This window comes from Kistimonas ophiarachnellae, from assembly GCF_057552235.1.
This window is the reverse complement of the sequence record NZ_BAAJPA010000026.1, coordinates 1-13,357: the sequence shown is the minus strand read 5'-3', so window position 1 is coordinate 13,357 and position 13,357 is coordinate 1. Positions and strand designations below refer to the sequence as shown.

At 51.1% G+C, this 13,357-nt stretch carries 7 protein-coding genes; 1 reads left to right on the top strand and 6 read right to left on the bottom strand.

The features are described 5' to 3' along the window. Positions 1 to 87 precede the first annotated feature (87 nt). The 4 genes from pstB to AC27K1_RS21000 all read right to left on the bottom strand — a co-directional run bounded on the left by pstB (position 88) and on the right by AC27K1_RS21000 (position 3,657). Positions 88 to 888 carry a phosphate ABC transporter ATP-binding protein PstB gene (gene pstB, locus AC27K1_RS21015; protein ID WP_487152754.1) on the bottom strand — a complete coding sequence of 267 codons (801 nt, stop codon included), beginning with the start codon at positions 886 to 888 and terminating at the stop codon, positions 88 to 90. Between the two features lie 45 nt (positions 889 to 933). Beyond that, the gene (gene pstA / locus AC27K1_RS21010) at positions 934 to 1,851 is read right to left on the bottom strand and encodes a phosphate ABC transporter permease PstA (RefSeq protein ID WP_487152753.1); all 918 of its coding nucleotides are present in this window, start codon (positions 1,849 to 1,851) and stop codon (positions 934 to 936) included. 1 nt (position 1,852) lies between these two features. Then, complete coding sequence (gene pstC, locus AC27K1_RS21005; RefSeq protein WP_487152752.1) at positions 1,853 to 2,722, bottom strand: phosphate ABC transporter permease subunit PstC; 870 nt, start codon at positions 2,720 to 2,722, stop codon at positions 1,853 to 1,855. A gap of 89 nt (positions 2,723 to 2,811) precedes the next feature. Beyond that, entirely contained in the window at positions 2,812 to 3,657 is an 846-nt protein-coding gene (locus tag AC27K1_RS21000; RefSeq protein WP_487152751.1) for a phosphate ABC transporter substrate-binding protein, read from the bottom strand. A 407-nt stretch (positions 3,658 to 4,064) separates the two neighbouring features. On the opposite strand from AC27K1_RS21000, the gene AC27K1_RS20995 reads away from it, so the two are divergent. Further along, positions 4,065 to 6,167, top strand: a complete 2,103-nt coding sequence (locus AC27K1_RS20995; protein WP_487152750.1) for an SET domain-containing protein — start codon at positions 4,065 to 4,067, stop codon at positions 6,165 to 6,167. A 101-nt stretch (positions 6,168 to 6,268) separates the two neighbouring features. Here the strand turns inward: AC27K1_RS20995 and uup are convergent, their stop codons facing one another. Together uup and AC27K1_RS20985 are read right to left on the bottom strand one after the other, a co-directional pair. Then, positions 6,269 to 8,194, bottom strand: coding sequence for an ATP-binding cassette ATPase Uup (gene uup / locus AC27K1_RS20990; RefSeq protein ID WP_487152749.1), 1,926 nt, complete (start codon positions 8,192 to 8,194; stop codon positions 6,269 to 6,271). 116 nt (positions 8,195 to 8,310) lie between these two features. Then, positions 8,311 to 13,357: Ig-like domain-containing protein (locus AC27K1_RS20985; RefSeq protein ID WP_487152748.1), on the bottom strand; the 5,047-nt coding region annotated here is incomplete at its 5' end.

The following is a 13,357-nucleotide window of genomic DNA, read 5'->3' as shown; positions in this document are numbered from 1 at the left end:
GACAGGTTTAAGCCTCATGTCCGGTTGATCAATCCGAACTTGAGGCTATAAACAGAAAGTCCGTCTAATTGTCCGATGAAACACCAATCAACCGAATCGACCGGTAATATAATCATGCGTCCGCTTGTCGCTGGGCGTCATGAACAGGCGGTCGGTATCGTCGAATTCGATCAGTTCACCCATCAGGAAGAATGCCGTATTTCTTGAAATACGACGTGCCTGATTCATTGAGTGCGTCACAATGACGATGGTGAAATCACGGCTCAGACGATCCATCAGGTCTTCCACACGGGCGGTTGCAATGGGATCCAGTGCGCTGGTCGGTTCATCCATCAGGATAACATCCGGTTCCATGGCGATGGTCCGGGCGATACACAGCCGCTGCTGCTGACCACCGGAGAGACCCATCGCTGAATCGTGCAGACGATCCTTCACTTCATTCCACAGAGCCGCGCCTTCCAGCGCCTTTTCTACCATTTCATCCAGGTAGCGACGATCCTTGATGCCCTGGGCGCGCAGACCATAAGTGATGTTTTCATAAATACTCATGGGGAACGGGTTCGGCTTCTGGAACACCATCCCGACTTTCATTCGCAGCTGCTGAACATCGGTATCGTGATAGATATCCTGGCCATCCAGCGCCACCCGGCCTTCCACGCGGACACCGGGAATGAGGTCATTCATCCGGTTCAGGGTGCGCAACAGTGTGGACTTACCACAACCGGACGGACCGATCAGCGCAGTCACCTGCTTTTCAGGAATCGCCATGGAGATGTTGTGTAGCGCCTGCTTCTCCCCGTAATAGAGGTTCAGGTTCTCCACGTTGAACTTGCTGTGAGGTACTTCGATATTGATAGCGGGGTTCGCCATGTTCTCAGTCTCAGTCATCAATTCGGTAAAATCTGTCGGCCTGCCTGCGGAGCAGGCCACAGCTCAGCCCTTGTTGAAGCGTCGGGCCAGTAATCGGGTAACAATGTTGAGCGTCAGTACGATCAACACCAGCACAGTGGCGGTCGCGTAAGCCTGGTTCCACTCGTGCACGGAGAACAGTTCCTGGGTCAGCTTGTAGAGATGGACCGTCAGGGTTCGTCCGGAATCAAATACGGAATCGGGAATCCGGGCCACCATGCCGGCGGTCAGGAAGACCGGGGCGGATTCACCAATGATCCGGCCAATACAGAGAATCAGTGAGCTGATGATACCGGGCATCGCGCCGGGCAGGATCAAGCGCCAGATGGTGTACAGGCGGGAGGCGCCCAGGCCATAAGAGCCTTCACGATAGGCTTCCGGCACACTCATCAGGGCTTCTTCCGTGGTCCGGATAATCACCGGCAGGATAACGATGCTCAGCGTCAGCGCACCGGCCAGGATGGAAAAGCCCAGTTTGAAGGTCGAGACAAACAGCGTCAGACCAAACAGACCGTAAATAATGGAAGGAATACCGGCCAGACTTTCCGTAGCAAAGCGGATCACCTTCACCACCCGGCTGCCAGGCTGTGCATATTCAGTCAGGTAAATCGCACCCATGATGCCCACGGGGGCCGCAATACCCAGCGACAGCGCCACCATATAAACGGTGCTGACAATCATCGGCCAGATACCGGAGGTATCACCGGTACGGGTGTAATTCGAGGTCAGGAACGACCAGTTCACATGACCAATACCATTACTGACGATATGCCAGAGAATCCACAACAGGGTACCGGTGGTGGCGGCAGTGGCCAGGATAATCAGGCCCACCAGCAGCCGGTCTTTCCAGCGGCGGAAGGCAGGATTCGGCATGGGGCGTTCACGAACGGTGGATTCCGTAATCCCCTCGGTAACCGCCTGGGCAAGACTACTGGAATTCATATTATCGACCTGCCTTCTGTCTGTTCAGGTAAAGCATGGTGGCGTTAAGCAACATGATGAAGAAAAACAGCACAATACCGGTGGCGTACAGCGCGCTGCTGTGCAGGCCGCTGGCGTAAGCCATCTCCAGGGCAATGTTGGCGGTCAGGGTACGGGCCGGCTCCAGCAGGCTGGAAGCGATGATCGGCGCGTTACCCATGACCATGATGATGGCCATGGTTTCACCGATTGCCCGGGCGATACCGAGAATACTGGCTGTCATGATGCCGGAGCGTGCCGCCGGCAGCACCACGTTGAAAATGGTGAACATCCTGGACGCGCCCAGCGCCAGGGAACCTTCACGGTAGGTCTGCGGTACCGCGCGAATCGCCGTTTCAGACAGCGTGATCACTGTCGGCAGGATCATCATGGTCAGCACCACGATACCTGCCAGCATGGTGTTACCGGCAGGCACCGAAAACGCCTGCTCAATCAGCGGCACAATCACGACCAGACCAAAAAAACCATAAATGACGGACGGAATACCGGCCAGCAGTTCAATCGCCGTGCGCAGTACAGTGGCGTACCTTTCCGGGGCTATTTCTGCCAGGAAGATGGCCGTCAGCACGCCCATGGGCACACCGATCACCAACGCGCCAATGGTAGAGATCACGGAACCGCTGATCATCGGCAGAATGCCGAAGTAGACCGGTGGACTCCACTGGGTACCGGTGACAAAACTGAACACACCGGTGTCCACCAGGGCAGGCATGCCCTCGGCCACAATGAACGCGCCGATGGCGCCAATGGAAACCGTACTGACTATGGCGCAGAGGAAAAACAGGCCGTGAAAGGCCTTATCCATTCGCGCCTGTCGACTGTTTGCCGTCATATACATTACCGACAGGACTCAACGTCCATCATTGAGAAAAAACTGAAATGCCGGGGCGGCTTATCCGCACCGGCATGACGTGGAATAAATCAGATAACCGGGATGTAACCCTGTTGCGCCACAATCGCCTGACCTTCGCCGGACAATGCCCAGTCCAGGAATGCCTTGCCGTTTTCAGACAGGGTCTCAGCGTTGTAGAGCAGTACAAACGGACGGGCTACGGTGTACTCGCCAGTGGCGATGGTATCGTTGGACGCTTCAACACCGTTCACTTCCAGTGCTTTCAGGCTGCCATCGACAGTACCCAGGGAGATGTAGCCGATCGCAGACGGGTTCTGGGCCACAGTGGTCTTTACTACACCGTTACCACTGGCCACCTGGGCGCGGTTGGAAATCGCGGAGATCACATTGCCGTTCGCATCCTTGACCATCAGGTTCATGATGTCTTCGAACGCGCCGCGGGTGCCGGAAGCCGGGTCACGGGTTACGACGACGATGGGCTGGTCATTACCACCCAGGGCTTTCCAGTTGGTGATTTCACCCTTGAAGATGCCAGCGATCTGCTCGGTGGTCAGACCTGTCACCGGATTTTTGCCGTTAACAACAACAGCAATACCATCGTGCGCCAGTACCGCCTGGGTAATACCGGCTTTTTCTTCTTCCGGCTTGAGTTTGCGAGAGGTCATACCAATCTCGCTGGTGCCGTCATTGGCAGCCTTGATACCAGAGGAGGAACCGGTACCCTGCACTTCGACCACAGCGCCGGTATGTTCCTGCTGCCAGGTTTCACCGAGCACTTCCATCACTTCGGTCACGGAGGTAGAACCAGAGACACTTACAGCCCGGGCATCGGTGGAGGAGTCATTACCGCCACAACCCACCAGCACGGCGGACAACCCGATAGCGCTTACGATTGACAGAACGGTCTTCTTCACTGCTTCGACCTCTTGGGGATCAGCTTATCTAGAAATGAACTGGCCTGAGCCAGCAGGTGAGACCGTTATATTTCGCTTAGATGACAGTTTTGTTACAGGGTGAACAGGCATACGAAATCTTTACATTATGGCAACAATGCCAATGCCTATCCTGAGAAGGAACATCAGCAGTATGTGCCTCAATTTGTCATCACGTTAAGCAGGTGATTCCGTTGTCAGCCATTGCTCCAGTCTAGATCGCTCCCCCTGTCATCACTTTGATGGTTTCTTAAGTTAAATCAGGAAATACTATGTAAGCGCATGTCTCTGACCATCTAGTCAGCAGAAAACAAGCAGAATTGTCTCTTCATCGGAATCAATTTCCTCCTGAAAGCTCTAACTAGATATTACTGACAGGAAAATGATTTATGCGACGCTCAGCATCAGAACCTCTACTTACCTCTGCCCTCCCTCTATCTCATACAGTGGAAACATCAGACGCCGCTGAAAGAAGATCCATACCTGAAAAGCCCATAGTTCACTTACCCTCGGGCCTCAGTCTCTCATTAATAACAGACCTCAGCCATAGCGATAATTTCAATGAAACGATAAGAACGTATTTCCCTAAAGCCTCTGATAATGAACACCTTGCATTAATTGAACAAATAGCACTCTATGCACGATCAATCCACCAGGTAACAGGTAGCGTTAAATCAAGATTTCAAGATTTGGGAGTCTCTACACAAATAAGGCAAGAATTACAGCACTATCATCCACCTCAACCCTCTGAGAGGCTTACTGTCCCATCTCAATTAAATGTTGAGGAACATGCCTCACAAAGAACACCTCCTCAGGCACCAGTCATTACGGTTCCCGGCAGTTATATTGTGAAAGTCATCATGCAAATAAAACATAACTCCCCTGTCACGTCTGGTGAGTTAGTAATTTTATTGACCTCTTTCTTTCCTAAAGCCACAAAAATAGAGCGACAAGAACTGCTTGTATCCATTGAAGGATTCAATGAATGTCTGCACTCATATTCTGAAGCCGCAGAAAAGCTACTCAGTGATCATGTTCTTCTACCACTTACACAACACCACACACCAAGACCTACGGGTATGAGCATATCCACGCCAGAGCAGGAACAACCATTGCCGACATCGCCCGTACCCGATGAGTCCATACCAAGTACATCATTCGTACCAGAACCGAGCGTCGAACAAACTGATGCAGTAATCGATTCAAACGCTTTCCCGGAGACTTCAACAGAATCCCCCGAATTCATAATTTATGATGATGGTATTAAACGCCGAGCCACCGGCGCATGCGTGTATGTAAAGGACAGTGAGGTTCATGGTAAGGGCGCTTTTGCCCGAACCAACATTCTGAAAGGCCAAGTGTATGCTGAACATAATGGTTATTTTGTCTACAAAATTCATTTAAATCGCAGAGCAAAACAATACGTTGTCTGTAATCAACTCGACAATGATAACACACTAAAACTTCATGCCGATGATCACTTCGTTGCCTGGTTGGATTTATATTACCTTGTGGGTAAAACTAAAATTGAAATAGGCATTAATGGAACAAGAGCTATTTCCTTTATTAACCATTCTGACAAGAAAGAACGCATTAACACCAGGCTAGTCGTCAGATACCCAGAAGACCCTAATGGCAAACATATAAAAATAATAAAATCAAGAAGTGACTTTGAAAACTATCTTCACAATATTCACATCAATGTGCAGGCAACCAAAGATATAAAGGAAAACACTGAATTGCTTTGCAACTACCGGAAAGAAGGTGACACAAAAAGCGACCCTTTTGAAAAAAATGTATTACCACCATCGCAAGAAAACCTGAAAAAGGTAAAAAAAATCATCGATAGATCTTATAAAAATTACGGCCCTCCAAAACAGAAACCCAATGAGCCAGAAGACCTCACCCTAGATTACGAGACAGATATAGAAAAGTTATCCGATATGGAATTAGAAGAAAGCTTACCACCAGAACCAAGAAGACGTACGCCTAAAAAAACAGATCTTAATCTGTACAACACATCTAAACTATTAGCCAATTTTCATTACAATATACTCAGCAAGTTACATAACGCTTTTGAAGAAAGTGAAAATTGTCGATTACATCACATAATAGAAAAGAGTAATAAATCAAAGTCGACACATGCAAAGTCATACCCCGACATACTGAAACTAATTGCTCAATGGATTATTGTAAAAGATTGCCCTGGCACTGATATAAACAAAGACAGGATTATTGATGATATGTGTGAGCTCACTAAAACCTCCAAAGAAGATGCAGAAATCCTGTTACACACAGAATCTCAATTTATCCAGTCTCGGGCTTTCTACATTACTCTTGAAGAATGGAAGTATTACCATAAAACGGGTAAAGCATGGAAACTTGAATTCCCCTTCAAAAGAACGTGTACCGTTGCAACAAAAAAACCAGAGACCAAACGACAGCGTAGAGAATCGCCGTTATATCCCACTCAAATGGCTGATGGGCAGTAAACACTGCCCATTTTCATCCAGTATTTTCCGCCCCGCGTGCTGGATATAGGCAATGACGCTGCGACGTTGCATCATTGCCTGAGCTGGAAAAGTGATAAATCTCAGCTGTTTTGCAGCTCATCCAGTTCCGCCCAGCGATCCATTTTTTCCTCAATCAGGGTGCCAATTTCAGTCAGGCGTTCCAGAACGCGGGCGACTTCCGCCTGATCTTTTTGATAGAAATCGGCCTCGAGCGTCTGGTTTTCCAGGGTTTGCTGCTCTTCTTCCAGTTGTTCGATTTCTGCGGGTAACCCATCCAGTTCGCGCTGCAGTTTATAGCTGAGCTTTTTGCCAGCAGCCGGCTTTTGGGATGCAGCAGGTTTGGATGTTGATTCTTCCGCTTTTTTTACAGGCTTGTCTGCCGGTTTCTCGATTTCACCCGATTCTGCCAGTCGCTGCATGGAACCGCCCTGACGTAACCAGTCCTCAAAACCGCCGACATACTCACGAACAACGCCATTGCCCTCAAACACCAGTGAGCTGGACACCACATTATCCAGAAACGCCCGGTCGTGGCTGACCAGCAGAACCGTACCCGTGAAATCCACCAGGATGCTTTCCAGCAGTTCCAGGGTTTCCACATCCAGGTCGTTGGTCGGTTCGTCTAGCACCAGCACGTTAGCAGGCTTACTGAACAGGCGGGCCAGCAACAGACGATTACGCTCACCACCGGACAGAGCTTTCACCGGTGTCCGTGCCCGCTGTGGCGAGAACAGGAAACTTTCGAGGTAGCTGATGATATGACGGCTTTCACCGTTAATCGTGATCCGCTCACGGCCTTCAGACACGTTATCAATCACGCTTTTTTCCAGATCCAATTGCTGGCGCATCTGGTCAAAATACGCGACTTCCATTTTGGTGCCATGGCGAATCGTACCTGCACCCGGCGCCAGGTCACCCAGCAGCATTTTCAGCAGCGTGGTTTTACCCACACCGTTGGCACCGATCAAGCCCACCTTATCACCGCGCATAAGGGTAAAGTTGAAGTCATGGACCAGCGGCTTGCCTTCAAACCCTTTGGAGATATTCAGGGCTTCCACCACCATCTTGCCGGAACGTTCTGCCGACTCCAGTGAGAAGTCCGCCTTACCCTGCACTTCACGACGACTACGGCGTTCTTCCCGCAGCGCTTTCAGTGCCCGAACACGTCCTTCGTTACGGGTGCGCCGGGCCTTGATGCCCTGGCGAATCCACGCTTCTTCCTGCGCCAGCTTTTTATCGAACAATGCATTCTGTTCGGATTCCACTTCCAGCTGATGCGCCTTACGTTCGAGGTAGGTTTCGTAGTTGCAGTCCCAGCTGGTCAGCTGACCGCGATCCAGTTCCAGAATCCGGGTCGCCAGCGCCTTGAGGAATGAACGGTCGTGGGTAATGAACAGCAAGGCACCACGGAAATCTTTCAGCTGTTGTTCCAGCCAGGCAATGGTGATGATATCCAGATGGTTGGTAGGCTCGTCCAGTAACAGCAAGTCTGGCTCGCTGACCAAAGCCCGGGCCAGCTCCACCCTGCGACGCCAGCCACCTGACAGCTCACCCATGGTTTTGTCCGCCGGCAGCTGCAGTTTCTGGATGGTCTGCTCTACACGCTGCTGCAGTGCCCAGCCATCCCGCGCTTCCAGTTGTTGCTGAACACGTTCCAGCTTTTTCATATCCGCGTCAGTCTGGATATTCATGGACAGGGCATGCCAGTCTGACAGCAGTTGCCCCACCTCTTCCAGACCTGACGCGACAACATCATAGACCCGCTTGCTGTCTGCCACCGGCAGATCCTGGTTCAGCATGCCGACCTTCAGCCCGGGTTTGCGCCAGATATGGCCGTCATCCGGCTGAATGGTATCGGAGGCGGCCTTAAGCAGTGTGGACTTTCCCGCACCATTGCGGCCGATCAGACAGACCCGCTCACCGGGTTCCAGTTGCAGGCAGGCCTTGTCCAGCAGGGGGTGGTCGCCATAGGCGATGGAGACATCATCAAAACGTATCAGGGTCATCGAACTGTACACATCCGGGCAAGCATAGGAAATTGCGGGAAGGATAACGATTTGCAGCGGTAGACGCCATGTAAACGCTTTAACCGGAACAGCACGGGGCTGTCCCGGTTAGCCGGTTACTGGTCAATATCCAGGTTACCGTTGTTCAACAGGTTATTGAGAATATCGGCTTCAGATCCCAGTGAGGATAGATCAACCCCGTCAAGCACGATCTTCTGCACGGTCTGGCCGTTGGCACTGTCTTTCACTGATATCTCTGTATTCCCGTCCACAAAGGCCAGATCAAGGAAGGAGTCAATCGTTTCAGCGGATTCACCCACCAGCATATCGCTGAGATCCAGTACATCGCCGTCCGCTGTGCTGAAGTCTTCAATCGTATCCGTAGCAGGAGCCGACGAGGTGCCCTCATCACCACTGTTGAAGCGGAAGGTATCTGCACCGGCGCCACCGGTTAACAGATCGTCACCTTCACCACCGATCAGGACATCATTACCTCCCAATCCGGAGATGTGATCGGCTTGTGCGGAACCATTGAGGATCTCATTGTCACCCGTACCATAAACCGCTATGCGCTGATCACCAATGCGGACGGAGGTATCATCTATCCATGTACCATAATGTCCACCCCATCCCTCGGCATCATCGCCACCATGTTCAATGTAGATAGAGCGGACACCACTCCCGTAATTGCTGAATGTTGCACTTGCTTCAGACCAGTCCTCGGTTGCTGACAGCGTGCCACTGTCAAACGAGTCAATAACACTGCCATCAGCCGCTCTCAGTTCAACCTTCAGGAAATAGGTATCGTCACCAACATGATTTTCGACCATCAGATACCAGTCACTTACATCAATATCCGGCGCAGTATCCAGATAAGAGGCACTGAACCCCTTGTCGAGCAGATCAATGGTCTGGGATTTCGACGCAAGGAAGTATGAAGTTCTCCAGACAGCACCATCGCCATCATGACTCTGAACTCCTGATGATGTCAGCCAGCCATCTCCACCGTTTTCTATAATAGTCCAACCATTAGTGCCGTCAGTTGCACCAGAATTGGTCACAAGATTATCAGACTGCGTAATGGCATCCTGTACAGTGACACTAAAGGTCTGCTGATCGCTTGAATCAGTACCATCACTGACAGTAAATGCAAAACTGGTGCTCGTATCTGATGTTACGGATGGCCCGGTATACTGCAGCTTGGACAAGTCAGCGACAGCAATCGCCTGATTCACAAAAACAGCATTGCCGTCATATGTAAGAGAGCCGCTGGCCGGCAAGGATTTAATTGTCACTGAATGCAGACTGCCCCCATCAGTGTCACTAAAACCAAAATCATCCGCTTTGAAAACATACGTCTCTGATTCAGTGGTTACCAGTGAGACATCCGTTGCCGTCGGCGCCTCATTAACGGCTGTTACATTGAAGTTTAGAGTGGCTTCTGCACTCTCTGCCGTACCATCACTGACCTTAAACCGGATATTGGCATAGTTGTAGCCATTGGCATTGGCCACCGGTGTAAAGGCAAGATTCGGAATATCGGCGGCTGAAATTTGCTGCCCCACTGTCACTGCTGTACCACTCAGTGTCAGGCTGCCTGCTGCCGGTAACCGGGTAATTGTCACAGAATGGAGACCGTCGCCATCCTGGTCTGTGAACCCGAAATCCGATACTGAAAACGTGTGGCTGGTATCCTCATCAATTGCAAGACCAACAGGCTCACCACCTGTAATCAGGTTATCAATACTGGGGTAAAAGCTTTCACCTAAGTCACTGAATCTCAGCTCGGTGACGTTTCCAGTTTCGACAGATACGTTTTTCCAGTTACTCCAGTAATTATAAAGGCTTAAATCAAGCGTCGTACTCCAAAGCTCCGTGGCACCGTTAAACGCTTTAACCGTAAGCGATTTATTAAACGGTGCTGTGGCTCCCTCAAATGGCAATGCGTTCATGTCAAAACTTTTTACATAGGTTGGAGCGTCGAATGCCAGCGATATGCCATCAGTGTTACCACCCGTATAGTACGCATAAAGATGTCCGCCACCTTCTGTGCTATGACCGAATTTTGTCCGTGTCAACCCTTCAGTGGTGCTTGTGTCAAAGGTGTACGTGGTTTGTGGGGTAAAGGCTGCATCATAGAGTTCCCCCTCAACCGTAGGCGCATCATTCACAGCATCCACATTGAGGGTCATGGTTTCGGCAGCGCTTTCCGTCGTACCGTCACTGACAGTGAAATCAAAGCTGGCGTAACCGGCACCATTGGCATTGGCAGCCGGTGTGAATACCAGGTTCTGGATATTCGCTGCGGTAATCATCTGGTTGGCTGTCACGGCAATGCCGCTGAGCGTCAGGCTGCCAGCCGCAGGCAACTGGGTAATCTTGATGGAGTGCAAGGCATCACCATCACTATCGGTGAAGCCAAAGTCGCTGACAGAGAAAGTGTGACTATCATCTTCATCGAGTGTCACCGCGCTGTCTGCCGCTACCGGAGCGTTGTTTGACGGTGCGCCGTCAGCGTCATCGACGTTGATCGTCAGGGTAGCCGGCGCACTTTCAAGATCACCGTCACTGACGGTAAACGTCATGCTCGCATAGTTAGCCCCGTCCGTATTCGCATCCGGTGTGAACACCAGGTTCGGAATATCGGCGGCCGTAATCACCTGGTTGGCAGTGACCGCCAAACTATTCAGTGTCAGGCTGCCTGCAGCCGGCAACTGGGTGATTTTGACAGAAGCCAGTGCATCACCATCCACATCGGTAAAGCCAAAGTCAGAAACCGAAAACGTATGACTGCTGTTTTCATCAATGGTAAGACCTGTTGGCTCTCCACCCGTGACCAGGTTGTCGATACTCGGCCAAAAGCCACTACTGTTAACGCCAGAAAACTTCAGATCGGTGACGTTGGCAACGCCAACCGACACCGTTTGCCAACTACTCCAGACACGATTGTCAGTGAGATCAAGCGTAGCGCTCCACAGCTCTGTCGAACCATTAAATGCTTTCACCGTAAGCAATGTGGTACTCGGTGAGGAGAAGCCTTCCCACGGTAATGCATTGATATCAAAACTCTTCACATAGGTTGGGGAATCGAAAGTCAACGAGCTTTCCCCATCACCACTGCCGTCGTAAGACCAAAGGTGTCCTCCCCCATCAGTACTGTGCGAGAAGTCTGTGGTTGTCAATCCATCAGAGCTAAACGAATCAAAGGTGTACGTGGTTTCCGGAGATGGCGTCGCATAAAGATCCCCTTCAACCGTTGGCGCATTATTGACCTCATTAACGTTGAACGTCATGGTTTCTGCCGCACTTTCCAGGGAACCGTCACTGACGGTGAAATCAAAGCTGGCATAACCGGCACCATTTGCATTGGCAGCCGGTGTGAATACCAGGTTCGGAATGTCCGCTGCCACAATCACCTGGTTAGCCGTTACGGCTGAGCCATTGAGCGTCAGGCTGCCTGCTGCCGGCAACTGGGTAATCTTGATGGAATGCAGTGAATCTCCATCATCATCACTGAAACCAAACTCACTGGCTGAGAAGGTATGACTGCCACCTTCGTCCAATGACACCGTATTGTCGGCGGTTGTCGGTGCATCAGCCACTGCAGTGACAGTAATATCCAGGGTTGCTGCCTCACTCTCAGCGATACCATCACTGACCTTGAACTCGATGCTGGCATAGCCGTTACCATTGGCATTGGCTGCAGGCGAGAATACCAGGTTCGGAATATCCGCTGCTGCTATCTGCTGATCAACGGTGACCGCTGTTCCATTCAGCGTCAGACTGCCTGCGGCCGGAAGCTGGGTGATTTTGACATAGGCAAGCGAGTCGCCATCGGCATCGGTAAAGCCGAAATCAGAAACCGAAAACGTGTAGCTGTTGTCTTCATCAATAGTAAGGCCGGAGGGCTCTCCGCCAGTCACCAGATTATCAATACTGGGATAGAAGAGATGCCCGCTTCCACCAATGCCAACGAATTTCAGTTCCGTGACGTTGGCAACCCCAACCGATACACTTGCCCAACTGTTCCAGTCAGTATTGTCACTGAGATCAATCGTTTGACTCCAAAGCTCTGTCGATCCGTTAAACGCTTTTACCGTTACGACAGGATTGGTCGGTATGGAATATCCCTCCCACGGCAGTGCGTTCATATCAAAACTTTTCACATAGGTTGGAGTGCTAAAACCTAGCGAGGCTTCATTATTATTATCCCAATCATAGGCATACCAATGCCCTCCACCAGTACTAGTCCAAGAGAGATCTGTCCGCGACAACCCTGCCGTAGTTATAGTGTCAAACGTGTATGTGGTTTCTGGGCTAGATGGTCCACCCAAAAGACCACCCTCAACCGTCGGTGCAGTGTTGATTGTCATGCTTGCCGGCGCACTTTCCAGGCTGCCGTCACTGACCGTGAACTCAAAACTGGCGTTGTCGGCACCGTTGGCATTGGCATCCGACGTAAAGACCAGATTCGGAATATCGGCCGCTGCGATGACCTGGTTGGCTGTCACCGCCGAACCATTGAGCGCCAGACTACCAGCGGCAGGTAGCTGGGTAATCCTGATGGATGAAAGACTGTCACCATCGCCATCAGAGAATGAAAAATCACTGAGACTGAAGGTATAGCTGCCATTTTCATCCAATGTCACTGTATCTGCCGAGGTCGTTGGCGTATCGTCCACTGATGTGACATTGATGTTCAGAGTTTCTGCGGCACTTTCCAACAAACCATCACTGACCGTGAACTCAAAACTGGCGTAGCCGGCGCCGTTGGCATTGGCAGCCGGGGTAAAGACCAGGTTCGGGATATCTGCCGCGATAATCACCTGATTGGCGGTTACTGCCGAACCACTAAGCGTCAGGCTGCCCGCTGCTGGCAACTGGGTAATTTTGATGGAATGCAAGGCATCGCCATCAATGTCAGCGAAACCAAACTCACTGGCTGAAAAGGTATGGCTCGCATCCTCATCCATTGTCACCGCATGATCGGCGGTTGTGGGTGCATCGTTCACCGCCGTGACATTTAACGTCATGGTTTCTGCGGTGCTCTCCAGCGAGCCATCGCTGACGGTGAAATCAAAACTGGCATAACCGGCGCCATTAGCGTTGGCATCTGGCGTAAAGACCAGGTTCGGGATATCCGCCGCCGCAATCACCTGGTTT